This is a genomic window from Hymenobacter sp. BT491 (assembly GCF_014349165.1).
In the GTDB taxonomy this organism is placed as follows: Bacteria; Bacteroidota; Bacteroidia; order Cytophagales; family Hymenobacteraceae; genus Hymenobacter; species Hymenobacter jejuensis.
This window is the reverse complement of sequence record NZ_JACSJJ010000001.1, coordinates 1,108,928-1,135,526: the sequence shown is the minus strand read 5'-3', so window position 1 is coordinate 1,135,526 and position 26,599 is coordinate 1,108,928. Positions and strand designations below refer to the sequence as shown.

At 57.8% G+C, this 26,599-nt stretch carries 17 protein-coding genes; 7 read left to right on the top strand and 10 right to left on the bottom strand.

All coding sequences use genetic code 11. The features are described 5' to 3' along the window. Positions 1-4 precede the first annotated feature (4 nt). The gene (locus H9I52_RS04935; RefSeq protein ID WP_187452917.1) at positions 5-1,537 is read left to right on the top strand and encodes an NADH-quinone oxidoreductase subunit N; all 1,533 of its coding nucleotides are present in this window, start codon (positions 5-7) and stop codon (positions 1,535-1,537) included. Between the two features lie 65 nt (positions 1,538-1,602). On the opposite strand, the gene H9I52_RS04930 is transcribed toward H9I52_RS04935, so the two are convergent. The 7 genes from H9I52_RS04930 to fabG form a co-directional block, all read right to left on the bottom strand. Continuing rightward, positions 1,603-4,101, bottom strand: coding sequence for a TonB-dependent receptor (locus tag H9I52_RS04930; protein WP_187452916.1), 2,499 nt, complete (start codon positions 4,099-4,101; stop codon positions 1,603-1,605). 130 nt (positions 4,102-4,231) lie between these two features. After that, positions 4,232-5,668, bottom strand: a complete 1,437-nt coding sequence (locus tag H9I52_RS04925) for a hypothetical protein (protein ID WP_187452915.1) — start codon at positions 5,666-5,668, stop codon at positions 4,232-4,234. A gap of 122 nt (positions 5,669-5,790) precedes the next feature. After that, on the bottom strand, positions 5,791-6,759 hold the full coding sequence (locus H9I52_RS04920) for an alpha/beta fold hydrolase (RefSeq protein WP_187452914.1): 969 nt from the start codon (positions 6,757-6,759) through the stop codon (positions 5,791-5,793). Beyond that, positions 6,756-8,258, bottom strand: a complete 1,503-nt coding sequence (locus H9I52_RS04915; protein ID WP_187452913.1) for an acyl-CoA synthetase — start codon at positions 8,256-8,258, stop codon at positions 6,756-6,758. Before H9I52_RS04915 ends, H9I52_RS04920 begins: the two co-directional genes overlap by 4 nt. 77 nt (positions 8,259-8,335) lie before the next feature. Next, a complete protein-coding gene (locus H9I52_RS04910; protein WP_187452912.1) occupies positions 8,336-9,913 on the bottom strand; it encodes a sodium/pantothenate symporter in 1,578 nt (525 codons plus the stop codon). A gap of 174 nt (positions 9,914-10,087) precedes the next feature. After that, positions 10,088-11,080, bottom strand: a complete 993-nt coding sequence (locus tag H9I52_RS04905; RefSeq protein WP_187452911.1) for a 3-oxoacyl-ACP synthase III family protein — start codon at positions 11,078-11,080, stop codon at positions 10,088-10,090. Positions 11,081-11,084: 4 nt separating this feature from the next. After that, positions 11,085-11,828, bottom strand: a complete 744-nt coding sequence (fabG, locus tag H9I52_RS04900; RefSeq protein WP_187452910.1) for a 3-oxoacyl-ACP reductase FabG — start codon at positions 11,826-11,828, stop codon at positions 11,085-11,087. 348 nt (positions 11,829-12,176) lie between these two features. Here fabG and H9I52_RS04895 point away from each other — a divergent pair, with 348 nt between their 5' ends. Both H9I52_RS04895 and H9I52_RS04890 read left to right on the top strand, forming a co-directional pair. Then, positions 12,177-13,013: an alpha/beta fold hydrolase gene (locus tag H9I52_RS04895; protein ID WP_187452909.1), complete on the top strand. Its 837-nt coding sequence runs from the start codon at positions 12,177-12,179 to the stop codon at positions 13,011-13,013. 62 nt (positions 13,014-13,075) lie between these two features. Then, positions 13,076-13,846, top strand: a complete 771-nt coding sequence (locus H9I52_RS04890; protein WP_187452908.1) for a 3-hydroxybutyrate dehydrogenase — start codon at positions 13,076-13,078, stop codon at positions 13,844-13,846. 221 nt (positions 13,847-14,067) lie between these two features. Here H9I52_RS04890 and H9I52_RS04885 read toward each other — a convergent pair whose 3' ends face one another. Then, positions 14,068-15,756 (bottom strand): tetratricopeptide repeat protein, encoded by a 1,689-nt coding sequence (locus H9I52_RS04885; RefSeq protein ID WP_262385941.1) that lies wholly within the window; start codon positions 15,754-15,756, stop codon positions 14,068-14,070. A gap of 644 nt (positions 15,757-16,400) precedes the next feature. Here H9I52_RS04885 and H9I52_RS04880 point away from each other — a divergent pair. From H9I52_RS04880 to H9I52_RS04870, 3 genes are read left to right on the top strand one after another with little or no spacing between them, the layout of a single operon-like run. Next, positions 16,401-16,931, top strand: a complete 531-nt coding sequence (locus tag H9I52_RS04880; protein WP_139513751.1) for a (2Fe-2S)-binding protein — start codon at positions 16,401-16,403, stop codon at positions 16,929-16,931. Next, positions 16,928-17,953 (top strand): FAD binding domain-containing protein, encoded by a 1,026-nt coding sequence (locus tag H9I52_RS04875; RefSeq protein WP_187452907.1) that lies wholly within the window; start codon positions 16,928-16,930, stop codon positions 17,951-17,953. Before H9I52_RS04880 ends, H9I52_RS04875 begins: the two co-directional genes overlap by 4 nt. After that, the gene (locus tag H9I52_RS04870) at positions 17,950-20,217 is read left to right on the top strand and encodes a xanthine dehydrogenase family protein molybdopterin-binding subunit (protein WP_187452906.1); all 2,268 of its coding nucleotides are present in this window, start codon (positions 17,950-17,952) and stop codon (positions 20,215-20,217) included. The genes H9I52_RS04875 and H9I52_RS04870 overlap by 4 nt, the downstream gene beginning before the upstream one ends. A gap of 113 nt (positions 20,218-20,330) precedes the next feature. On the opposite strand, the gene H9I52_RS04865 is transcribed toward H9I52_RS04870, so the two are convergent. Together H9I52_RS04865 and H9I52_RS04860 are read right to left on the bottom strand one after the other, a co-directional pair. Next, on the bottom strand, positions 20,331-20,726 hold the full coding sequence (locus tag H9I52_RS04865; protein ID WP_187452905.1) for a two-component system response regulator: 396 nt from the start codon (positions 20,724-20,726) through the stop codon (positions 20,331-20,333). Between the two features lie 7 nt (positions 20,727-20,733). After that, complete coding sequence (locus H9I52_RS04860; RefSeq protein ID WP_187452904.1) at positions 20,734-22,542, bottom strand: sensor histidine kinase; 1,809 nt, start codon at positions 22,540-22,542, stop codon at positions 20,734-20,736. 471 nt (positions 22,543-23,013) lie between these two features. Here H9I52_RS04860 and H9I52_RS04855 point away from each other — a divergent pair, with 471 nt between their 5' ends. Continuing rightward, entirely contained in the window at positions 23,014-26,466 is a 3,453-nt protein-coding gene (locus H9I52_RS04855) for a class I SAM-dependent DNA methyltransferase (protein WP_187452903.1), read from the top strand. Positions 26,467-26,599: the final 133 nt, after the last annotated feature.

Here is a 26,599-nt window from a genome sequence, read left to right as displayed (position 1 = left end):
GATTATGAGCCAGAACGATTTCTTCCATCTGCTGCCGCTGCTCATCCTGACTTTGGCCACATTGGTGATCATGCTCATCATCGCCGTGCGGCGGAACCACCGGATTATTTACGGAGTGACGGTGCTGGCGCAGGCCGGTGCTTTCGCTTCGCTATTCTGGCTGCGCTCGGTTACCCATTACCTCATCCGGCCGCTGTTCGTGATCGATGGCTTTGCCTTGCTGTATTTGGGGCTGATTTTGCTTACTTCGCTGGTAATCAGTGTGTTGTCCTATACTTATTTCGAGCAGCGGGAAGAACGAAAAGAAGAATATTATATCTTATTGATATTGAGCACGTTAGGCGCGTGCGTATTGGTGATCAGCCAGCATTTTGTGGGCTTATTCTTGGGGCTGGAAATTCTAAGCGTGTCGCTCTATGGCCTGATCGCTTACCTACGCACCCGCGAGCGCTCCGACGAAGCCGGCGTGAAGTACCTGATTCTGGCGGCGTTCTCCTCGGCGTTCCTGCTGTTCGGCATGGCGCTGGTGTACGCCAGCACCGGCACGATGGCGTTTGCGGGCCTTGCGGAGTTCTTGGCAAACGTGCCGAAACTGCCGGTTTTGCTGCTAACAGGCCTCGGCATGATGATTATTGGCGTTGGCTTTAAGCTGGGCGTTGTGCCGTTTCATATGTGGACGCCCGACGTGTACGAAGGGGCACCCGCGCCGGTCACGGCGTTCATTGCCACCGTCTCGAAGGGCGGCATGCTGGCCCTGCTGATTCGGTTTTTTTCGCAGGCCGATGGCTACCGCTACCCAGCTTTGGTGCTGATTTTCACCGTAATCGCCATTGCTTCCATGTTTGCCGGCAACCTGCTGGCTCTGCGTCAACAAAACGTTAAGCGCATTCTGGCTTACTCTTCCATTGCGCACCTGGGCTACCTGCTGGTGGCCTTTCTGGCCGGCGACCAACTGGGCGTGGAAGCGGTCACGTTTTACCTGGCGGCTTACTTCATCACCAGCGTGGGCGCGTTCGGCGTCATTGTCGTTCTCTCTGATTCTGAGCGCGATGCGGAGCTGCTCTCCGACTACCGCGGCTTGCTCTGGCGTCGCCCCTGGATTGCGGCCATCTTCACGGCGATGCTGCTTTCGCTGGCTGGCATTCCGCTCACGGCGGGTTTTGTGGGCAAATTCTACGTGCTGGCGGCCGGCATCAACAGCCAGCTTTGGCTGCCGGTCGTGATCTTGGTCGTCAACAGCGTAATCGGCCTGTATTACTACATCCAGATCATCGCCGTCATGTTTCAGCAGCCCGAAACGGAAACCGCGAGTGAGCCGCAGCCCATCTTGGCCCACCCCGTTTACCTGACCAGCATGGGCACGATGGTAGGTCTGGCCCTGCTCCTGATTCTGCTTGGCGTGTACCCCACGGGCTTGGTGCAGATCATCAGAGGAACTTTGGGTACTTCTGCCACCATAAGTGCCCATCAAAAACCGCGCGCGGACAAACCGCCGTATTATCAAAAGCTTGCCGTGGAGAGCGGTAAATCCAAGTAATACAATTGCAAAAAGAGGCCATGACGGTGCGTCATGGCCTCTTTTTGCATGCTCAGCAACGAAGATTACTGCTTGTGAATGGCAGGCAAGTTCACTTTCAGTTCCACCGAATACAGGCGGCCGATGAACGGCGAGGCGACAAATTCGCGCACCTTCGAATCGAACAGGTTGACGACCTGCGCCGAAGCCGTGAGGTAGCTGTTGACGTGGTAACCCGCGCTCACGTCTACGTTGGTGAAGCCGCCGAGCGGGCCGTAGTTCCAGGTGCGGCCGTAGCGCGCGTTTTCCTTGATGCCCAGCTCCGTGTTGGCCGCCGCAGCAACGTTGATGCCCGAGAAGAAATCATACTCCTGCACCCAGCGCGTAAACACCGACCCGAAGAACTTCTTGCCGCTGTAATTCACGGCGAAGCTGGCTTTGTTCGACGGCGTGTTGATAGGTAAGTCGATCTGAGTCTGCACTTTACCATCCTTGTTGCCGTCGTTGCGCTTGTCGTTCTTATCAAGATCGTAACCGAAATAAGAGTAGTTCAGCACCAGGTTGAAAGCATTGGTCAGGTAATACGTCGCCCCAAGGTCAGCGCCGTAGGTGTTTACCTTGCCGAAGTTCACGTAGGTCAGCAACGTGGCAGCGCCTGATTCGGGCGTGCCGGGCACCACCTCCGAAAGGGGCGTACTGCCGCGCTGGGTCACTTTCCGGCCTTGGGTAGCGATGTTGATGGCGGGGCTCAGGAAGTTTTCGGAGGTGTTGTAGTACGCGTTGGCGTCGAAGTAAAACTTAGGCGTGATTTTGCCTTTGTAGCCCACTTCCACCGAGTTAATGGTTTCGACTTGCAGCTTGTCGATCTTGGTGCCGTCGCTGAGCGTGTAGCCTTCGCCGTTGCCAATCAACAGACCCCCAAACAGATAGCCATCGAGGTTGAGAATGGTGGGCGCCGCAATGCCTTTGCCGTAAGTCAGGCGCACCGACTGCTCGTTTTTGTTCCACACCAACCCGGCTTTCGGAATGAAGTTGAAGCCGTACAGATCGTGCTTGTCGGCGCGAGCCGCCGCAATGGCTTTCACGTCGCCAAAAATCTTCTTTTCAACCTGAGCATACACGCCGATCTGGTTGATAATTATATTACCTTGACTATCAAACAGATAAGAGTGACGGCTATTGGCCATGTCGCGCTGATACTGCGAGCCTACAATCACGTCAAAGCCCTGCCATGAGTTGTTGTACTGAATCTCGGCGTTGAGGCGGCGTGAGTTGTCTTTGAAAACTGCGCCGCGCTTCAGTGCAACGCCTGACGTGGTGGTAGTGCCAAACCACTGCTCTTCGTAGGAGCGGCGGCGAGCTTCTTCTTCGCTGAACCCGGCATCCTTGAAGCTCAGGTAGTTCTGCGTGCGCTGGTTAATGGCGTAGGTATTGTCGGTGTTGCTCCAGGTGTGATAAACCTGGGCAAACACCCGCGGCGACACGTAGCGGGCGTGCAAGTAATGCACCTGCCAATCCTTGATCTGGTTGCGGCCGGCATTGGTTTGAGCCAGGAAATTCGACTGGTTGCCGCCGTACGACACAATCACGTCCGACTTTTCATTTAGGCTGTAATAAACCGCCGCCTCGCCGTGCAGGGAGTTGAAATTGCGGTTCAGATCAATCTCCGGGGCAGCGTGAAATTTGGCGGGCTTGAAGGCGGTGTTGGTGTAGTAAACCGTGTCTACGTACTTGAAATCCTGGCCTTTGGTATATTCGCCCGTGACCTTGAATGCCCACTTCGGGCTCAGCACCTGGGCGTGCCGAAACCGCGCCGAGAACACGCGCTGGTTGCCCAAGCCCAACGCCACCGTCGTGCCCTGCGAGGTGCGCGGATCTTTGCTGATCGTGTTCACCAGGCCGTTGTGCGCATTGGGGCCATAAAGCGCCGCCGAAGGTCCCAGAATGATTTCGATGCGCTCAATGTCCTCTTTCACCACGCTCGTGAGCGGCCCCAGCGGCAGGCCCGTCGCGATGAGCGTCGAGAGGCGGGCGTCGTTCATTTGCAGGTTTTTGGGGTTGAATGCGCTGTTGAAGCCGCGCACGTTCAGGCCTGTACCCAGCACGCCGGTCCGGATGTAGTCGACGCCTTTTTGCCGGGCGATGAGCTCACCCACGTTGAAAGAGGGCAACTCGCTGATATTGCGCGAGTTAATCACGCTGATGGTAGCCGGAGCCTCGGTCAGCTTTTCGGGCCGCCGCGAAGCCGAAACCACCACTTCACCCGCCATCACGGCGCTTTGCTGCAAGGTAATGGTGCCCAGGTCCACGATGTCGTTGCCGACTGTAACTGTTTGGGCCGGAGCCTGATAGCCAATAAAGGAAAACCGGATGTTGTGGGAACCCGGCGCCAGTCCGGTCAGCTCAAATTCGCCTCCCGAACCGGTGGCCGTGCCGCGGTTGGTGCCCGATAAGATCACGTTTACCCCAGCCAGCGATTCGCCGGTGGCCGCATCGGTAATCCGGCCGCGGATCCCGCCGCTTTGGGCAAGTGCCAGCAGCGTGTTGGTCGCAAAAAGGAGGATTAGTAAAAGTCTGGTAGCCATACAGGTCGGTTTTTGGGAGGGAATGGATGAATCTACAGACACCCCCAACCGAGTGCATTTCCAGCCCTCAAAAAAGCAAGGTGGACTTAACCGGCTCCCGCTACTCAACTTGCATATAATTATCTATATATCAAGTACTTATATTAACTTCACAAAGCATTGACTTTATTCGTCCGCACAAATGTGGAATGAGCGATTTGACCTCGTTTAGCAAGTCCAGAAGCAGCTTTTCCTTGTGCGGATTACCAAAATGCGGCCGGCCGGAGCTTACCATCAACTCCACGAGCTGGTCGTCGCCGATTTCGTTTTCCACGTATTGGCTCAGGTGGTAATACCACTGCAACGTAGGCAGGTAATTGGGCCGCGAGCGGTACTGCGCTTCCTTTTGCAGCAGGTGATGCTTCCGGCAGGCTTTCAGCAGCTTGTCGTATTTTTCCTGCATCACCAACGCCTGAAAGTAGGCCACGAAAAAGATGTGCCAGCGGTCGGCGAGCAGCTCCTTGCAGTTGTCGCGCAGGAAGCTGTCGGCCATTTTTTCGCCGTCGGCGGGCTGTCCGTTCAGGTTCAGGCATTTGATGTAAAAAGCCATGAACCCGATTTTATTCCTCAGGTTGTTGGTGTGCCGCAGCGAAGAAAACGACTGCTTCATCAAGGCCAACGCTTCGTGAATTTTACCCTGCCGCAACAGGATCGCGCTGTAATTATTGAGGTACGACAGGTGATCGGTATTCTTCTGTTTGATAGACAGATAACCGTATTCTTCGGCCTGCTGCAACACGTCGAACTTGGAGTGCAGCAACACACAGTTGGCGTAATAATTAAAAAGAATGCGCCGCGAGTAAAAAGCCCCCTGCTTGAGCATTTCGTCGAGGGCGTTGTACACCTCCTTGAGCTTGTCGAAGAGCGAGTAGTTGAAGTACAAAAACGTAAGTCGCACCACGGCGAAATAGCGGTTCAGGCCGTCGAGGGTTTCATCGTAGAAAGTATCGAGCAGCCATTGCTCCCACTGTCGGCTTTCGGTGGTGTTCTGGGCGTATTGACTGATGATGTCGACCGTCGCGTCGTGCAGCTTCTGGTTGATTTCCTTGCTCTTGGCGTAGTTCAGGCGCTGCTGCTCAATGAAGTTAGTTACCGTCTGGTGGTCTTTGTAGCGCATCCGAATAAGCAGGAAGTGCCGGTAGCTGAGCGTGAGCTCATAAAGCTTCATGAAGTAGAAATCGGGCTTGTGGTAGCGGGCAATGGCCTGCAAAAGCACCTTTTCCTCAGCGGGCGATATGGAATCGGTCATGATTTTCTGGTCCATCTCGTTGAGATACACCAAGTGCTTGTCCACGTCGATGCTGTCGAGGCGCTGCCCGATCCATTGTTTCAGGTTGGAATACTTGCGCTTGTCGATGCCGGCACGGAACGCTACAGGCGTGCGCGGGTGGTGGCAGTTGTATTCAATCGTTTGCAGGATCTCCAAATTTTGAGCGTCCTGAAACTGCTGCACCTGCATCAGGTATGCGATTTCATGCGGCAGAATGTCGCCCGCAAAATCTCCGAATTTTCCGAGCTTCTTTTTCATGATACCGGGGTTGGAATAAAGGGCATAATCCTAGTTTGATGCCTTCCCAAGTTAGAAAAAAAGCATAGCCGTTTGGCTATGCTTTTTTTCTCGGCATGAAGATTACAGCCCCGTATCTAACCTCATTTTCTGATAAACTCGCGCACTTTTTGGTTGAACTCCGGCGCTTTTTCATAGTGCGCAAAGTGGCCGGCTTGCGGCAACAATACCTGCTCGGCGTGGGGTAGCTTGCCAACTCCGGCGGCCGCTACCATTGCGGTGGTGAGCGCAGGATGCAGTGCCCGGTTGGGAATCAGGAAATCTTCGGCGCCGAACACGACCAGCGTGGGTTGCTGTACCTGGCTGAGCCGGTCGAAAACGGGGCCATCGAGCATGCCGGACATGCTGTTGACCACCGTTTGGGCGTACTGCTTAAAATCGTCGCAGGCCATCATGGCCAGGCGCTCCTTGATCCACAGCTCCACGTCGGTTGGCATAGCGTAGAAGTTGTATTTGAAGTTCATGCGCACCTGAGCCTCAGGCGTTTTCTCGATCGACGACACGGTGTAGAAGTTGCGCAACTGCTGCTTTTCGGGCTCGGTGAACGTCTCGAAGCCGGCTGGCGACACCAGCACCAGTTTTCGGACGTCAGCCGGTGACTTCAGGGCCGCGGTCAGGGCAATTTGTCCGCCCATAGAGTGTCCCACCAAGACCACGTTTTTGAGGTGCAGGCGGTGGATCAGTTGGAGCACGACATCCGCATAGAAATCCATGGTGCCGGGGTAGTTGCCTTTCGACGATTTGCCATAGCCCGGCAAGTCCAGGGCAATGCACCGCGCCGACTTGCTCAGCTCAGGAATGGTGCGCTCCCAAGCCCGCACGTAGCTCGAGAGCCCGTGAATGAAAATGAGCGTATTGGGACCTTTGCCGGCATCTACATAAGCCACTTCCATCGAGTTGGCGAGGGTCAGAGTATGTTCGGGCAGCCCGTAGGACCCGATCACCTTGCGCATGGGCACTTCTTCCATCTGGAAACTCATGGCTTTGTAGCTGGCTAAGAGAACAATGGCAACGGCAAACAGAAATCGGTTGAGGAGCACGGTCTTTTTCATACGCTTGCTTTCAACACCTTTTTATTGATTTTGCCGGTGTCGCTTTTGGGCAATTCGGCCACCAATTCCACGTATTTCGGGACTTTGAACCGGGCTAGGTTGGCGCAGCAATAGCTCTGCACCGCCTCTGCCGATACCTCGATGCCTTTGGTCACGATGAAGGCCTTGCCGACCTCGCCCCACTTCTCATCGGGCACCCCAATCACGGCCGCTTCTGACACGCCCGGAAACGTCAGCAGAAAGCGCTCTATCTCAGCCGGATACACATTTTCGCCGCCGGAGATGTACATGTTCTTGATGCGGTCCATGACGTAGAGGTAGCCTTCGGCATCTTCCCGAAGCAGGTCGCCGGTGCGAAACCAGCCGTTGAGCATGGCTTTGGCGGTGGCCTCTGGGTCGTTCCAGTAGCCGGGCATTACGTTGGGGCCGCGTAGGCACAACTCCCCTACCTCGCCTGGCGCGACTTCTTGGCCTTCGTCGTCGATGAGCTTGATGTCGACATAGAAATTGGGCCGCCCAATGGAGCCGATTTTCTGCTCGGCATCGTCTTGGTGCAGCGAGAAAAGATTGGGGCCAACTTCGGTAAGCCCAAATCCTTGCCGAATCTTGATGCCGCGCCGGTGCCACGCCTGAATCACCGTCAAAGGCAATGCCTCACCGCCCACAATGATGTAGCGCAGCGCACTCAGATCGGCGGTGGCAAACTCGGGGCTGTCCATCATCATTTTTAGCATGGTCGGTACGCCCATAAAGAGGTCGGTGCGCTCCTGAGCCAGGAGTTGGAGCAGGCGGTCGGGCTGAAATTTCTTCACAAAACCCACCGTGCCACCGCGGTGCAGCAAGGGCGTAAGCAGCACGTTCCAGCCGCCGGTATGGAAAGGCGGCGTGCAGACAATGGTGCTGTCGGTGGGCGTTAGGGACAGACTCATCGTGGTGTTGAGGCTGTTCCAAAGCAGCATTTTGTGGGTATACAATGCGCCCTTGGGAAAGCCGGTGGTGCCGGAAGTGTAGAGGATGAAAATCGGGTCGTCCTCGGCTATTTCCTGCGCGTCAAAACCTGGCTCGGAAGACTGTTCGCGGGCCTCATGGCACAAGTCGTTCAGCCGCTGGAGCGGCCACACCTCCTCAATCTCCGATAGCCTGCGGAGCTGTAAGGCTTTCTCCTGAAACTGCTCTTCGTAGAGCAGCAGCCGAGGCTGGCAATTGCCGACCAGGTAGTCGATTTCTGTCACCGCCAAGCGGTAATTGACGGGCACCAGAATGAAGCCCGTTTTCTGGGCGGCAACGAACAGCGCCACGTATTCCAGCGAGTACTCCGCAATGACCATCACCCGGTCGCCTTTGCGAATGCCTTGGCGCTGAGTCAGTTCGGCGGCCAGGTGGTTGGCCTCATGGTTCAGCTCGGCGTAGGTGAGCGTGCGGCCGGTATCGAGCTCCTTAAGCGCCACTTTCGCCGGAGAGTAAACCGCCCACTTTGCTATCCAATCTTTGGTGTACATAGGACTCAAAGCAGCTTATTTACAAGTTATTGATTATCAAACACATACATAATAAATACTTTCCAGCCAATTCGCCTTTACGACAGGCGATCATCGGCCAACGCATGCATGGCGGAGGGTGAGCGCCCGGAGTAGACCGGCTCGTTTTGCTTGTTCCTCCGCAGGATAATAAAGAGCACCGACCCCACCAAAGCCGACGACAGAATAGCCAGCGCAGCCGGGACGCCGGGATTTTTCACCGGGGCGTGCATGTAGGGCGTCAGCTCGGCGTAATACACCGTGAAGTGCACCCCTATCGCCACGATGGAAGCCGCCACCACGGCCATGCGCGGCGCATCTTTGAAAAGAATCCCGAAGAAAACCGGGATGAAAGCCGCGGCGAAATAAGCGTACACGCCATTCTGAGCGAACACCGCCACGCTCAGATTAGGATGCGTTATCTGATTGTAAGACAACAAGATAGAAACCACCGCCAGCAGCACAATCACGGAGCGGTTGATGATGATTTCGCGCCGGTGGCCGGCTTGGCTGCTGAAGAACTTCTCGCCGACGGCGGGCCGGATGAGGTCGGCAGTAATGGTGGTGGACAGCGATTGGATCAGGCCTTCGAGCGTCGAAATACCCGAGGCCGCCAAGCCCAAAACCACGAGCAAAGTGAGGTACACGGGAAACTCGCTCAGCACGTAAGCCGGAATGATGGCGTCCATCTTGAGGGCTTGCCCATTTACCATCAGGTTGGGGAAAGCCAGGCGGGCGTACAGGCCCGTGAAGACCACCATAAAAAACAACGTGAGCACCACCACGGCCGTCAGCAGGTAGCGGTTCACGTCCTTGTCGCTTTTGAGCAGCAGAGATTTGGTGATGGTATGAGGTTGGCACACAATGGCTATGCCCACGATGATCTGGCAGAAGATGATCTCGAAATAATCGCGGAAAAAGTAGCTCTGCGGGTTGACGGAATGTACCAGTGCCGGATCAATGGCCGACAGCTTCGCCAGAAAACCATGCACGCCCTCGCTGAAATGCCGGTAGCCGGAACCCAACAACACGAACGCCACCACTAGCTTCAAGCCGACCTGCAACGTGTTGGTATAGACCATCGAATTGGCTCCGCCAAACATCATGTAGCCAAACACAAACACCACCAGGCCCACCAGCACGTACACCGGCTGCACATCCAAGGCCTGACTCAGCACGCGCGTAATGCCCACGCAAATCAGGACGATGAAGGTGATCAGCAGCAGCGACAGCACCGCGAAATACCGTGTCAGGAAAGGGCTTTGGTAGCGCGAACCCATCCATTGCGCCATGGTAAGGGCTTTGACGGTCTGGCCGTGCTTGCGGAAGCCTTTGGTGAGCACAATCAGGGAGACAAAAGCGGCCAGCGGCATCACAATTCCGAACGACAGCACGCCGCTGAGGCCGTAGAGCGCCACGAAGCCGGGGTTGATGATGAACGTGGCCGCGCTGGTCATGGAAGCCGCCAGCGACAACCCCACCGCCACGGGCGAAAAGTTGACTGACCCCACGGCATAATCCGCCATGCTCCCCGTGCGGCGCGCCCCGCGCACAACGAAAAACAACGTTAGCCCGGCATATACCAACAGCAGGATCGCGGTCGCTGTGATGGTCTGAGAAGAGGCTATTCCATTCATGGTGGGTGCGTGGGTCAGGTGAGAACGATGTAGAGACGCGATACTTCGCGTCTCGGCGTTGGTTAGCAAAGGTGATGTTGCGCAATTTTCATCGTGCAACATCAGCAACGACACACGCGAGGTGTCGCGTCTCTACATCATGCTTATATAAGTTATTCATTATTAGATACTTATCTAAAATCGAAATGCCGCACCGGCGAAGGCTAGGCCGCCACCCGAACCGATCAGAAAGAGCAGGTCGTTTTTCTTGATTTTGCCTTTGCTGACAGCATCGTCGAGCGCCATCGGGATGGCCGCCGAGCCGGTGTAGCCGAAGCGCTCCATAATCACGGGCGCCCGGCAGCGATCTACGCCCAACCGATCGAGGGTTTCGTGGATGGCGTTGATGTTGAGTTGGGTCATGACGTAGTGGTCAACCTCAGCCGGCGCCACGCCGATAGCGAGGGCCATTTCCGTGGCCATCCGGGTCCAAACATCGGGGTTGATTTCCTTCGGGAAGCGCTGCACAAACTTGAGCTTGTGGTCTTTCTTTTCGAGCACTTCCGCCGTGAGCGGTTGGTGCGTGGCCCCCGCATAAATGCCCATCCACGAATGGTATTGCCCTTCGGTGTGCAGGAGGCTGGTCAGAAAGCCCCGCTCGCCGCCCTCGGCCGCCGTAAGCAGCACGGCCCCGGCGCCGTCGGCAAACAGGGTGACTGTTTTTTTATCCTCCAAATCCAGGTACTTGCTCATGGCGTACCCGCCGATAACCAATACCTGCTTGTAGCGCGGGTCGGCCATGATGTATTTGGCCGCCACGTCCAGGGCCGTCACGAAGCCAGCACAGGCCGAGTTCAGGTCGAAGGTGCCGGCCTTGGTTGCGCCCAAGCGATGCTGCAAAATGGACGAAGTCGACGGAGAAATGTATTCGGGCGTGTCGGTGGCAACAATGATCAGGTCTAGCTCATCGGCCTTCACTTCTGCTCTTTCCAGGGCCACCCGCGCTGCTCGCTCGCACAAATCCGCCACGGATTCGGTGTCGCTGCACCACCGCCGGCTCTTGATGCGGAGGTTTTCCTGTAGCCAGGCGTCCACGTCTTCGCCCAGCAGGTTGCTCAGATCGGCGTTGGAAACCACTCTGGATGGGGCGTAGGAGCCGGTGCTGGCGATGAGTGCTTTTCTGGCCATACCTTTAAATCGTAACGGCTCCGTCGACACTCAGCACCGCGCCGCTCACGAAGCTGGCTTCTTCCGACGCCAGAAACAGGTAAGCATTGGCGATATCTTCGGGCTTGCCCAGCCGCCGAAGCGGCGTGCGCTCTTTCATCCTATCGATGACATTTTCGGGGATGGTCCCGATCATCTCCGTGGCCACAAAGCCCGGCGCCACGGCATTGACGGTGATGTTGTATTTACCGAGTTCCTTGGCCAGCGTTTTGGTCAGCCCGATCAGCCCGGCTTTGGTGGCCGCGTAATTGGCTTGCCCAAAGTTGCCGTAGAGCCCCACCACCGAGGCCGTATTGATGATGCGCCCCGACTGTTGGGCTTCCATGAAAGGCGCCACGGCTTTAGTGCAATTAAACACGCCGGTCAGGTTCACGTCCAGCACCTGCTGCCATTGCTGCAAAGTCATCTTCTTCAGGGTCGAATCCCGCGTGATGCCCGCGTTGTTGATGAGCACGTCGAGGCGCCCAAATTGCTGCTGCGCCGCTTGGGCGGCGGCTTCTACTTGCTCGACGTTGGTGGTATCGACTATCGCAACTTCGGCGTTGCCGCCCTGGGCCTCAATTTCGGCGCGGGTGCTTTCGGCCCTTTCCGCGTTCACGTCCCAGATGACAACGGTAGCCCCTTCCCCCGCAAACCGCAGGCTGGCGGCCCGGCCAATTCCGCCGGCCCCGCCGGTGATAATCACGACTTTATCCTGAAGTCTTTGCATGGTGGCATTGATAGTCCACCTGAAAGTACCTGGGCCGTTACGGCTCTGCTCAGGCCGAAAAATAAACTGCGGGTGGACTTAAAGCAGACGAGGCAAAGCCTATACTCACAACTATATGTATATCAAATACTTATCACAATTAAAACTTCCCTTGACTTTCGCATCGGCGCCGAATCTGCTTGAGAAAAACGCGTCTGCATCTTCCTGGCAACCCGTATTATTATCCCAACCTTCACCGCTAAAAGCAGCTGCTACAAACCTCACTGCCCCTAAAATTTGGCCGTGCACTGGGGTGAATTTTCCGCATAACGCTTCCCACCCGGAGTGTTGGTTTTCCACTTTTTGCCTATGAAATCCCAGTTTCTGCACACCAACGGCATCCGCCTGCACTACCTCGACTATCCGGGCCCGGAGCCGCCGCTGGTGCTGCTGCACGGCCTCACAGCCAATGCTTATGCCTTCGAGGGCTTGGTTCAGGCAGGCTTAACCAAGAAGAGACGAGTACTTGCCGTTGACTTGCGGGGGCGCGGGTTGAGTGACAAACCGGCTGCCGGCTACAGCATGGCCGAACACGCCCAAGATATCATAGGGCTGCTCGATGCACTGCATCTAGACAAAGCGGAGCTAGTTGGGCATTCCTTTGGGGCCCTGCTAAGCCTCTATCTCGCCTACCATTTCCCGGCCCGCGTTGACAAATTGGTACTACTGGATGCTGCTGCCCGCCTGCACCCGCAAACCCGCGAAATGCTCGTCCCGACCATGGGTAGGCTAGGCAAAACCACTGCTTCCTTTGCCGAATACCTGGACCAGGCCCGGCAGGCGCCCTACCTCACCATCTGGGACGAAAGTATGGAAGCCTACTACCAAGCCGATGTTCAGACGAATGCCGATGGCTCCGTAACGCCACGCTCCCGGCCCGAAAACATCGCCGAATGCCTTACGCAAGGCGTATTCGCGGAGCCCTGGACCGAGTACATCCAAGCGGTTCAGCAACCCGCGCTGCTGCTCAACGGCACCCAAAATTACGCCCTCGATGCCCCCTTGCTGCCAAGAGAATTTGCGGAGGAAACGGTTGCCATGCTCCCGCACGGCCGGTACCGCGAAGTATGGGGCAACCACCAAACGATGCTTTATGGGCAGGGTGCCCAAGAAATAGTGCAGGCCATAACGGAGTTTCTCGCTTAGGCTTTGGCGCTCAAAATAAGACCTTCATCGCGCGTCTCAAGTGCGCGCTTACCAATCTGTTTATGACCAAAACGGCGTTAATAACCGGCAGCACCAGCGGCATCGGATTAGGCATTGCCAAGGCTTTTGCGGCCAAAGGCTACAACATTGTCTTCAACGGGTTGGAGCCCAACGGCGCCGATATCGCCCAGCAAGTAGCGCAGCAGCACGGCGTTAAGCACTTGTTTTCGCCCGCCAACATGATGGACCCTGCCGCCATCCGGACGATGGTAGCAGAGGCGCTGACAACGTTTGGCAGCCTTCAGGTAGTCATCAACAACGCAGGCATTCAGCACGTTGCGCCCGTCGAGGAGTTTCCGGAAGACAAGTGGGATGCCATCATTGCCATCAACCTGACGGCGGCTTTTCACATCACCAAGGCGGCGTGGCCCTCCATGAAGGAGCAGCGCTTTGGGCGCATCATCAACATTGCCTCGGCCCACGGCTTGTTTGCGTCGCCTTTCAAGAGCGCCTATGTGGCTGCTAAACACGGCATTGTGGGCTTTACCAAAACCCTGGCGCTGGAAGGAGCCCCGCTAGGCATTACCGCCAATACCATCTGCCCAGGCTACGTCCGGACGCCGTTGGTGGAGAAGCAAATCGCGGATCAGGCCAAGGTGCACCATCTATCGGAAGAAGAGGTGATTGCGAAAGTCATGCTGGAAAAGCAGGCCATCAAAGACTTCATTCCTATCGAGCTGATTGCTCAAACGGCCTTGTTTCTGGCTTCCGATGAGGCGGCTACGATCACCGGCATCGCAATGCCGCTGGACGGGGGCTGGAGCGCGGCCTAACGCTTAGGCTGCAACTTTTCAAGGCTGCCCACACCTACGACTCCTGCCATAGTCACCGGCAAATACATAATAATCAATTAGTTGCCTGAACATCCTCCCGATTAAGGTAGACGGCTATCTCCATTGATCTAATTTGGAGAATTGCGCACTTAGGCCTTGGGCCGACGGCAGGGCTGCTGCGATGCAATCAACACTGGCAGTGTTTGCGGCCAGGTATTTCATTATTTGACTACCGAAGCAACTAATTGAGTATCAGCCCACTGCCAGGCTTGATCTAGTTCACGCTTGGTTTGCTGGGCTTTGGCCGTATTGCCCAACGCTAAATACGCCTTGTAAAGCCCCGACAGCGCCCAGCCGTTGCGGGGCAACCGCGCCAAGTCCTGCTGGTACACTTCCACGGCTTCATTATACTTCTTAGCCGCCAGCAGCACGGCGCCCAACTGGTGCCGCACCGAAAAAAACCAGTCGGGCGGCTCGTTGTATTTGAGTTGGTCTTCCAACGCGGCGGCTTCGCGTAGCACGGCAATGCTTTGCGGATACTTGCCTTCCTGAGATAAAATAGCCCCATCCAGCTCCCGTTGGGCGATTTCCGTCAGGGCGTTCATCGGGTTGATGCCGAACAGAATGGCTTTCAGGGCAGTATCACGACCCAGAACGCGCAGCTTGGCCAGCTCCTGCTTCGCGTTGCTGAGGTTCTTTTTGCCGACCCAGGCCATGCCTCGGGCATAGTGTCGGATGGCCTCCGGATACACCATGGTGGTGTCGAAGTTTTTCATGGCCAACACCTCATCCCAGCGCCCAAACTTTACGGCCACGTTGTAGGGCGTGGTGTAGAAGTGCTGAAGCGAAGGCCCCAGCATGGGATGGCGCATGAGCGGCTTGTTGGCATAGGCCGCGAGTTTGGCCGCGCCTTCCAGCGCCAGTTTGCGGTTGCCTTCTAGGGTAGCTGTAGCCGTCAGGAAATGGTAATTGTGCGGATAATACCCCAACGGATACGCACCCTGGGCATGGCAGGCGGCCGTGTAGCTGCTGTCGGCCTCCAGCGCCCGCTGGTTGGCTACGGTGCCCTGGTGGTAGGCGCCGGTCCGAATGTAAGTATGTGAAGGCATGTGCAATAAGTGTCCCGCTCCCGACACCAGGGTGGTCAGGAGCTGCGCGCTTTTGTCGGCCGCTTCGGGGTGGGCTGAGGCCTCGGTGGCATGAATGTAAAAATGATTGGCCCCGGCATGATTGGGGCTGCGCCGGATTACCTGCTCCAATGTACCCACGATTTCGGCCGTCCAGGGTTGCGCTTGCCCGTTTTTCTGCCAGATGTCCCAAGGGTGCAAATCCATCAGGGCTTCGGCGTACATGGCCCCGATGTCGGGGTCGTCGGGGTATTGCTGGTATACCGTTTTGAGGGCGGCCGCGTAGGCCCGGTCGTATTCCGAGCGATCGGTAACGGGCGCCGCAGGATACCGCTTGGCCAAGGCCGCAATCACCGCCTGCTCCCGGGGCGTAGCGCGGACAGCCAGCCGTTGGGCGGTCTGCACGGCGCGGTAGGCGCGGCTGAAGTTGTCGGGCTCCATGCCGGCGTTGTAGTTGGGACCCAGCACGTAAGCAAAGCCCCAGTAGCACATGGCGCAGGTCGAATCTTGGCGGGTGGCCTCGTAAAACGAGCGCGCAGCTTCGGCGTGGTTAAACCCATAAGCCAGCATCATACCCTGCCGAAAATACGCCACGGCGGCTGGGTTTTGCGAAGAAATGGGGAAGGTAATGCCCGCCAGGCCCGGCAGCTTGGGCGCGTGCTGACCCGAGGCATACCAAGCGGCGTCCACGGTCAGGGAGGGCGCGCACTGGGTTACGCTGGCAGGCTGCATCGCAGGCGGAACGGGCGAATGGGCAAGCTGCTGCCGGTTGTTGCAGCTCATTGCCAGCCATAAAAGGCCAACGCACACTGTGGACTTCCACAAAGCCCGGGAAAGCATCGAAGTAGACATGACCCAATCGTATGGAGGCCCGCCGCGCGTGGCAGCATCGGGTGCTCGCCACCTGCGGCGGACCCGATGCTGCAACGTATTGCTTGCCAGCTTTTTACTAGCTTACCGCTAACAAAAGATACAAAAAACAAGGCTCGCCGCCAAGGAGGCTCGTGCGGTGCCCATCCCTGCCAAAACGATCGGCAGACTCGCTGCTAATCAAGAAGCGGCCAAGTTTGGCCGTCAGCCGTTCAGAAGAAAACTTATCGTTTCGGCGGCCCGTATTGTTCTGACTGGCTGCTGTCGGGCTCCGGAGCGATTTAGAGAGTTGGTTCCCAGCGACAGCAGCTAGATTCAGCGCACGTTTCTTCCCTTTTCCTGATCGCACTTAATGCCTATTCCCCAGCCGGGAGCTGCCAGCGGCATGCCGTCGTATCACACGCTACGCTGATAAGTATATTTGCAAATTATTGATAATCAAATACTTATATAACAAGTCCAATCGCCGTAAACAGAGGTCAAACTGTCCATTACGAGTTCAGGCTTCTACCCAAAACGCTGGGCTGCCCTTGTTTTTCTTCATCAACTACGCAAGTATGAGTACCCACTACATCCAAAAACCGCTGAGTCCGCCGGTTGCGGCCGTGGCACCGGCCCAACCCGTGACCCTGCACGTCAACGGCCAGGACCATACCCTCCACATCGCCCCGTGGACTACCCTGCTCGACGCCCTGCGCGAGTACCTCGACCTGACGGGCACCAAAAAAGGCTGCGACCACGGCCAGTGCGGCGCCTGCACGGTGCTGGTTGACGGCAAGCGCATCAACTCCTGCCTGAGTTTGGCGGTGATGCAGGAGGGCTGCGAGATCCAAACCATTGAGGGACTGGGCACGGAGGAAAATCTGCATCCGTTGCAGCAGGCTTTCATCGACCATGATGCCTTCCAATGCGGCTACTGCACCCCCGGCCAGATTTGCTCGGCCCAGGGGCTGATCAACGAAGGCCGGGCCAAGACCACCGCGGAAATCCGGGAGTTGATGAGCGGCAACCTGTGCCGCTGCGGCGCCTATTCCAACATTCTCACGGCCGTAGAGGAAGTGATTCACGCTCAAAACGGTACGCGATGAACAGCTTTACTTTCACGCAAGCAACGGGCGTCGAGGCGGCCGTGCAGGAAAAGGCCTCCCACGACGGCTCCGCTTACATTGGCGGCGGCACCAATCTCATCGATTTGATGAAGGAAAACGTGGCGCGCCCTACGCACTTGGTAGGCCTCAAAAAGCTGCCGTTAGCCACGATTGAAAACACCCCGGAAGGCGGCCTACGGCTGGGTGCCCTGGCTACCAACGCCGACACCGCCTACCACCCCGAAGTAGAAAAACGCTACCCGTTGCTCAGCCAGGCCATTTTGGCCGGCGCTTCGCCGCAGTTGCGCAACATGGCCACCAACGGCGGCAACCTGATGCAGCGCACGCGCTGCTATTACTTCTACGACTTGGCCACGCCCTGCAACAAACGCGAGCCCGGCTCGGGTTGCTCGGCCATTAATGGCTACAACCGCATTCATGCCATTCTGGGCACGAGTGAGTCGTGCATTGCCACCCACCCTTCCGACATGTGCGTGGCTTTGGCGGCCCTCGAAGCGGTAGTCCGCGTGAGCGGTCCGGAGGGCGAGCGCACCATTCCGTTCGCGGATTTTCACCGCCTGCCCGGCGACACGCCCGACATCGACAACAACCTGAAAAAAGGCGAGCTGATTACGGGCCTTGATTTGCCCAAAAACGGCTTTTCCAAAAATTTCAGCTACCTGAAGCTCCGCGACCGCACGAGCTATGCGTTTGCGCTGGTATCGGTCGCCGCGGCCTTGGAGCTGGACGGCAATACCATCACAGAAGCCCGCTTGGCGCTGGGCGGCGTGGCCCACAAACCCTGGCGCGACACCGCCGCTGAAGACCTTCTGAAAGGCCAGCCCGCCACGGTAGAAACATTTGCTAAGGCGGCATCTAAGGTCCTGGAAGGCGCTCAAGGCTACGGCTCCAACACGTTTAAGATTGAGCTGGCTAAGCGCGCCATTGTGCGGGCGCTCAAGCAAGCCACCGAAATGTCGCAACCGGTTGATGATAACGCATTTATGAATTCCAATCCATGAGCCATCCTATCTCAAATCCGCCCGTTATCGACCTGGGCACCGACTATATTGGCAAACCCACCAGCCGCGTCGACGGACCCGCCAAAGTAACCGGCGCGGCCAAGTACGCCGCCGAGTTCAACGTGCCCGACCTGTATTATGGCCACGTGGTAAGCAGCCCTGTTACCAAGGGCAAAATCACGAAAATCAACGCGCAGCCGGTGCTCGACTTGCCGGGCGTCATTCAGGTTTTTTCGCACGAAAATGTGCCCTCACTGGCTTGGTTCGACCGAAATTACAAGGATGATGTAGCGCCCGGCGGCTCGCCGTTTCGCCCTCTGCACGAGCCCAACATCCTGTTCAGCCAGCAGCCCGTGGCCTTGGTGGTGGCCGAAACCTTTGAGCTGGCCCGCTACGCTGCCTCTATTCTGGAAATCGAATACGAGGTTGAAGAGCACTCTACCAACCTCGAAGCCAAGCGCGACGAAGGCTACGAACCCGGCAAGGGCAAAACCGGCTTTGTGCCGCCGCCCAAGCCGCGCGGCAACCCCGAGGAGGCATATCAGAAAGCCCCGCACCAGCACGAAGGCGAGTACATACATCTGGCCCAGCACAACAACCCCATGGAGAACTTCGCCACCACGGTTGAGTGGCTGGGCGACGGGAAGAAGATGAAGATCTTCGACAAAACCCAGGGCGCGATGAACGTGCAGCAGTACCTGACCAAAATATTCGGGCTCAGCACCGACGAGGCGCGCGTAATCTCGAAGTATACGGGCGGCGGATTTGGCTCGGGCCTGCGGCCTCAGTACCAAGTTTTTATGGCCGTGTTGGCGGCGTTGGAGCTGAAGCATTCGGTGCGGGTGTCGCTCACGCGCCAGCAGATGTTCAGCTTTGGGCATCGGCCGCATACGCTCCAAACCCTCAAGCTAGCCGCCGACGACAAAGGCACGCTGCAATCCATTCAGCACAAGGCACTTGCAGAAACATCTCATTTTGAAGACTTTACCGAAGTAGTCGTCAACTGGTCGGGACTGCTCTACCAGTGCGAAAACGTGAAGCTCGACTATGAGCTCGCCAAAATCGATGCGTACACGCCCATTGATATGCGGGCGCCGGGGGCCGCCACGGGCTTTTTTGCCCTCGAATGTGCCCTCGACGAGCTGGCGTACAAAGCCGGCCGCGACCCGGTAGAATTTCGCCTGCTCAACTACGCCGAGCGCGACCAAAACGAAGACAAACCCTTCTCCAGCAAGAAATTGCGCGAGTGTTACCACCAAGGCGCGGCCAAGTTTGGCTGGGAAAAGCGCACGCCCGAGCCGCGCTCTATGCGCGAAGGCAACCTGCTGATTGGCTATGGCATGGCCGGCGGCTGCTGGGATGCCAGCCAGCAAAAAGCCGCTGCCAAAGCCAGCCTCACCGCCGACGGCCACCTGACCGTGAGCAGCGCCAGCAACGACATCGGCACGGGCACCTACACCATCATGACCCAGATTGCGGCCCAAACGCTGGGCTTGCCGCTCGAGGCGGTTACGTTCGTGCTGGGCGACACCACCTTGCCCGTGGCGCCCGTGCAGGGCGGCTCCTGGACGGCGGCTTCCGTAGGTTCTGCTGTAAAAGTAACCTGTGACGAGGTGGCCAAGAAGGTCCTCAAGCTGGCTCAGAAAATGGACAATTCTCCGTTGAAAGGTGTTGATTTTGAAGACGTTCAGTTTGTCGACGGCCAGATTCGGCGCAACGACGACATCACCCAAACGGTAGACATCCGCGAGGTGCTGCAAGCCAGCGGCGAGTCGAAAGTAGAGGCGGAATCGAGCGCTGCGCCCAACAAGGTGAAGCAAATGCCTTACTCGATGCACTCGCACAACGCTGTTTTTGTGGAGGTGAAAGTCGACGAGGACCTGGGCACCGTGCACGTTACCCGCGTGGTGAACGCCGTGGCCGCCGGCCGCATTCTCAACCCCAAAACCGCTCGCAGCCAAGTGCTGGGCTCGGTGGTGTGGGGCATCAGCATGGCCCTGATGGAGGAGTCGGTAATGGACCACAACATTGGCCGCTACATGAACCACAACTTCGCCGAATACCACATTCCGGTAATGGCTGATATTCACGACATTGACGTGGTGCTGGTCGAAGAGCACGACGACATCGTGAACCCCTTGGGCGTGAAGGGAATCGGCGAAATCGGCTTCTTGGGGGTGGCGGCCGCCGTGACTAACGCCGTGTATCATGCTACGGGTAAGCGCGTCCGCGACTTACCCGTATCGATTGATAAACTCCTGTAATTCAGCTGTTTATAAAGCACAAAAACACCTTCCATGCTTCTGTCATGGAAGGTGTTTTTGTGTAGGTATCTTCTTAACAAAAAGACCGTTACCTAAGAAACTGCCAGCATCTTTTACGCTTCGTCTGTCCCGATTTCTGCCCGGATGGCGCTGAGTTCGGCACCGTCGATGGGTTTGTGGAGCAGGCCCGATACCAGAGCGTATTCCTTGGCTTTGGCCGTGTCCGCTAGCGCCAGCGACGATGTCAGGATGTAGATGCGGCACCGGCCTACCAGCTGCTTTTCGTAGGGGGCCAGGGCCTCCAGAAACTCCCAACCGTCCATGCCGGGCATGTTCAGGTCCAGGAAAATCACCTGGGGCACGGCCGCCGGCAGCCGCCGTTGGAGGGCGCCAAGGGCCTCTTGGGCGGAGAAAAAAGTAGAAATCGTATCCGAGAAGTTTTCCAGACGCAGCAGCTGCTCCGTCAGATAAACCCCTATTTCGTCATCGTCGATCAAATACGTATGCATCTGCTAGTTAATTGAAGCGAATGGCAAAGCAGCTTCCTTGATTTACCTGGCTCCGGACCTCGATGGTCCCGCCCATTGCTTCTACGTGAGCTTTCACTAAAAAAAGGCCAATCCCCCGACCTTCCGGCCCGGTATGGAACCGCTGGTAGAGCTGAAACACATCCTTGTCGCTTGGCCCCTGCTCAAACCCCAGGCCGTTGTCGGCAATGGTCAGGGCAAGGCTTGCGCCCTCGGCATGGGCCTCAATGTCGACCACCAGCGGGCGCTCGGCGGCGCGATACTTGATGGCATTGGACAGCAGATTGTAAAAAATGCTGTACAGATACGCCCGGTTGCCTTGCAGCAGCAGATCCTCGGAGATGGCCATGTTGACCGTACCGTGACTTTCCTGGAGGGCCTTTTCAAGGCTCCGGCAGGCTTGCTGGCAGGCGGCGGCCAACGATACGGTTTCGGGCTTTCCGAATGCCTTTTGCTTGTCGCGGATGGAGAGAATATCCGTGACGTCCTGCATAATGCCGTCGAGCTGTTGTAGGCTGGTTTGCAGGTTCGTGAGCGACGTGCTGAATACCTCCGAATCCTTATCGACGCGGGTTAGCAGCGAAGCAAAGCCTTTGGCGTTGGCCAATGGCGCTCGCAGGTTATGCGATACGATGTAGGTAAACTGCTGTAAATCAGAATTTTGCCTAGACATCTCTTGCGCCATTTTCTTTTGGCGGGTGTCGGCTTGCCGTTGGGCGGTCAGGTCGTGCACGATGCCGATCAGCTGGCTACAGCGGCCGTTGTCGTCGAAGACGGGCGTCACGCTGACCTCGCCCGTTATCTGGCCCGAAGGGTAATCCGAGGTTTCTTCCCACATGACGCGCTGGCGGCTCCGGATGGCTTCGGCGTAGTTGCCCAGTACCAGTTGCAGCGCCGATTCCGGAATAATCTCCGCGACGTTGCGCCCCACCACCTGTTCTACGGGCAAGCCCGTGGTGGCCGCAAAAGCCCGGTTGACGTTGTTGAAGCTATAGCCGCCATCCGGGTGAACGTCCACGATGAAAATCACGTCGGCAATCGAATCAAAGGCCACCCGAAACCGGTGTTCCCGCTCGATCATGGCCCGGTTGGTTTCCCAGCGCTCGGTAACGTCTTGGGCAATGGCGTATACGCCTACAATTTCGCCGTCCAGGATTTGAGGCAGGGTCATGAGGCGCAATTGCAGGCGACGCCCCGCTACCGGGCTGCTCTGCGCCATGTAGTGCTGGGGCTGGCCCTGGGCCGCCTGCCGGAAGTGCTCGGCCACCCGCTCGCGGTCGTTGGGTGCGATGAAGCGCGAAAAGTGCTGGCCCAGCAGCGCCTCGTTGGGTAGCTGCGTGAGTTGCTCAAGTCGGTCGTTGGCCCGCCGGGCAATGCCGGCCAGGTCAAAGACTACAACGGCTTCCGGGTGGTCGGGCAGCCCCGCGCCGTGCGGCAGCGCGGGCACCTCGACAACGGTATGCAGCACATAGGCTACCTCGCCCGCTTCGGTGAGCACCGGCGTATTTTCCGGCCGGCCGTAGCGGGTGGCCGCGGTACTTGGCTGCCGGTATGCCTGCACAGGGAGCGTATGCGCCTGTTTGGTGGCAATTACTTGCGCCAACGAAGCATCAAGCAGCGCCTTCGGCCCCGGAAAAGCGGCCGCAGCACTGCCGTGCAACAGCGTTTCTTCTGCCCCCGGCACCAGCCGACCAAATGCGGCATTTACGGCCACTACCGCATACTCGGGCGCCTCGGCAGCCAGCACCAGGCACGGCGTCGGGAGGGCAGCAAATACGGCAGGCGGCACTTGAAACATAGCCGTTGGAGGTGCTTGAATTGAGGAGGAGGCAGCCAAAGCGCGCAAAAATACAACGTTGTGATTTTTGTACAGCCGGCCCTCCAAAGGTAACGGTTGATCCGGTCCCTGGTTTGGTAAAGAAGCCAAATGGCTTGCAACTCGTCAGCAGGAAGGCAAAAGGCTCACACCAAACGTCAAAGCGAAAGCTACAAACTAGTTCCCCTCCTCAGTTGAGGAGGGGCTAGGGGTGGTTGGCCCGAGCGTTGCACAAGTACTAGCTCTAATGTTCTAATTCTAGTGTTTCAACCACCCCTAGCCCCTCCTTAGCTAAGGAGGGGAACTAGCTTAGTCGCTCTAATGCTAGAGGCAATTTATACTCTTCAGTATGGCTGCTTCTCTGCCTTGGGAGAGGAAATCACGACTAATGTTTGCCAGAACAAAACCCTCCTTATCTTCCCCGCCCATTCTACTATCCCATCGTTATCCTCTGTGACCTACCCCGAATTTGAAGCCCGTTGGCGCCCGGCCGGCGGCGCGGAGCGCGCCAACTACGGCCTGTTCCTGCAAGACCTCTGCGATTTATTAGAAGTCCCAAAACCCGACCCCACCACCGACTCGCCCGCCCAGGATGCCTACGTGCTCGAGCGCGCCGTGCAGTTCCGTGACGGGGCCAAAAAGAGCACCGGCCGCATCGACCTCTACAAGCGCGGCTGCTTCGTGCTCGAAACCAAGCAGGGCACCGACACGCCCGACCAGCAGCAGAAGGCCGCCAAAGCCGAGCTGGGCCTCGCCCCCGACAAGCGCCGCAAAGGCCACGCCGTACGCGGCTCGGCCAAGTGGGCCGAAATGATGCAAGCCGCTCGCCAACAAGCACTTAGCTACGTGCGCGCCCTGCCCGCCGACGAGCCCCGGCCCGTGTTTGTGCTCGTCGTGGACGTGGGCCATTGCATTGACATCTACTCGAATTTCGCCGGAGTCGGAGAGTCATACCAACCTTTCCCTGACCAGCCCCGCTTCCGCCTGCCGCTGGCCGCGCTGGCCGAGGAAAGCACGCGCACGCGGCTGCGCCAGATTTTCCTCGACCCCAAAGCCCTGGACCCCAGCCGCCGCGCCGCCCGCGTCACGCGCGAACTGGCCGGCTACCTGGCCGGCGTATCGGCGCAGCTGGAGCGGGCCGGACACGCGCCCGACGTGGTGGCGCAGTTTCTGATGCGCTGCCTGTTCACCATGTTTTCCGAGGACGTGGGCCTGATTCCGAAGCAGTCGTTTACAGGCATGCTGCGCACCTACGCCGCGCCCGAGTTGCGCGAGTTTCTGCCCGAAGCGCTCGCCGGCCTGTGGCGCACCATGGACACGGGCGGCTTCTCGCCCGACCTGAAAGCGCGCCTGCGCCGCTTCAACGGCAAGCTCTTCCACGACGCCACGGCCCTGCCCCTCACCCCCGACCAGATGGCCCTGCTGCTCAAAGCCGCCGAAGCCGACTGGACCGAAGTCGAGCCCGCCATCTTCGGCACGCTGCTCGAACGCGCCCTCGACCCGCGCGAGCGCCACAGCCTGGGCGCCCACTACACCCCGCGCCGCTACGTCGAGCGGCTGGTGCTACCCACCGTGCTCGAACCGCTGCGCCGCGAATGGGCCGCCGCCCAGGCCGCCGGGGCCCGCCGCCTCGAGGAAGGCAACCCCCGCGAAGCCCGCCAGGAGCTGGTGCGCTTCCTCAATCGCCTGACGTCCATCAAAATCCTGGATCCGGCCTGCGGCTCGGGCAACTTCCTCTACGTCACCTTGGAGCACCTCAAGCGCCTGGAAGGCGAAGTGCTGGCCGCCATCAACAGCTACGGGCAGACCGGCCTGCTGGAATTGGGGGGAGGAACCACCGTCAGTCCGCACCAACTGCTGGGCCTGGAGCTGAACCCGCGCGCGGCCGCCATCGCCGACGTGGTGCTGCGCATCGGCTACCTGCAATGGCACCTGCGCACCTACGGCCCCAGCGAGCTGCGCGAGCCCCTGCTCGACGAGTACCAGAACATCTGCCAGCAGGATGCCGCCCTCCAGCACGATCCACCCGTTCCACGATATACTATTGATAATCAAGTAGTTACCCGTTGGGACGGCAGCACGCGCCCGCACCCCGTCACCGGCCAGCCCGTGCCCGACGAAACCGCCCGCACGCCGGTGTTCGACTACCCCAACCCCCGGCCCGCCGAATGGCCGCAAGCGGATTTTATCGTGGGCAATCCGCCGTTTGTGGGGAATAAATACATGCGGGAAGCTTTAGGCGATGGATATGCTGAAGCTCTGCGCAAAGCCTACAAAGGCAAGGTTCCGGAGTCTGCTGATTTAGTGATGTTTTGGTGGTACAATGCTGCTGCCGCTACGCAACGTGGTGAAGTAGAACGGTTTGGCTTTATCACGACGAACAGCATCAAGCAGACTTTCAACCGTCGTGTGATGCAGCCATTTTTGGATGGCGACACACCACCGTTGGCGCTAACCTTTGCTATTCCTGACCATCCTTGGGTTGAGGGAGGCGACGGAGCTGCTGTGCGTATTGCAATGACCGTAGCGGAACGCAATGTCGCTTCGGCTACAAGTGCAAAGCTGTTGACAGTACAAATGGAAACTGTGCCTGTTGGTGATGAAGCTTCTGATGTTTCATTTACTGAAACCCAAGGCCGAATTCAATCAGATCTTACAATCGGGGCTGCTTTAGACAGTGCTGAGCAACTGAAAGCTAATAAAGGCTTGGCTAATAGAGGCGTGCAATTATTAGGAGCAGGCTTTATAGTTTCACCTGAAAAAGCCTTTGAACTGGGCTTAAATAAAGTCGCAGGCTTAGAGAATCATATTCGGTCTTACCGAAATGGAAGGGATTTGACAGACATACCTCGTGGTGTTAAAGTAATCGACCTTTTTGGCCTTACTTCAGGTGAAGTACTTTCCAGATATCCGTCTGTTTATCAACACGTTATTGAAACAATAAAACCGGAGCGAGATCAAAACAACAGGGCATCTTATAGGGAAAAATGGTGGGTATTCGGAGAAGCCCGCGTTAGCTTTCGGCCTGCCCTATTAGGTCTAAATAGATTTATTGCAACACCAGCAACCGCTAAACATCGCGTCTTTCAATTTCTGTCAGGCGATATTTTACCTGATGATGCATTGATTGCTGTGGCAACGGATGATGCTTATCATCTTGGCGTTCTTTCCAGCAAATTTCATGTTGTTTGGGCTTTGGCAGCCGGTGGCGATTTAGGCGGGAATACACCACGTTATAATAATTCCCGCTGCTTCGACCCCTTCCCCTTCCCCGCCGCCACGGCGGAGCAGCAGGCGCGCATCCGGGCGCTGGCCGAACAGCTCGACGCCCACCGCAAGCGCCAGCAGGCCCAGCACAGCACGCTCACCCTCACTGACCTCTACAACGTGGTGGAGAAGCTGCGCGCCGGCCAGCCCCTCACCGCCAAAGACCAGCTCGTGCACCAGCAGGGCCTGGCCTCGGTGGTGCTCAGCCTGCACCAGCAGCTCGACGCCGCCGTCGCCGAAGCCTACCACTGGCCCGCCGACCTCCCCGATGCCGACCTCCTGACCCGCCTCGTGCGCCTCAACCACGAGCGCGCCCGCGAAGAGCAGGCGGGCCACGTCCGCTATCTGCGCCCCGCCTACCAGGCCCCCAACCACGAGCAAACGGCAATCGTGCTGCCCACTGCCGCCCCTACGACGGCAGCGGCCGCCGGGCACCTCGGTCCGCAGCCCTGGCCCCCGGAGCTGGCCCAGCAGATGCAAGCCGTCCGCGACGCCGTGCAGCAAGCCGGACAGCCCCTCACCGCCGCCCAGGTAGCCGCCCGCTTCCGCCGCACCAAACCCGAAAAAGTGCAGCCCCTGCTGGAAACCCTCGCCGCCCTCTCGCTGCTGCGCATCACAGAAGAAGGCCTCTACAGCTAGCACTAAGACTAGAAAAACTCCCCTCCTTTTTTAAGGAGGGGTGCCCGCAGGGCGGGGTGGTAAAGTCGTTGTTTAGGTGAACGATTACTAGTTCTGGCTTTCTAGCTCTAGCTGGCCACCCCCAACCCTTGCC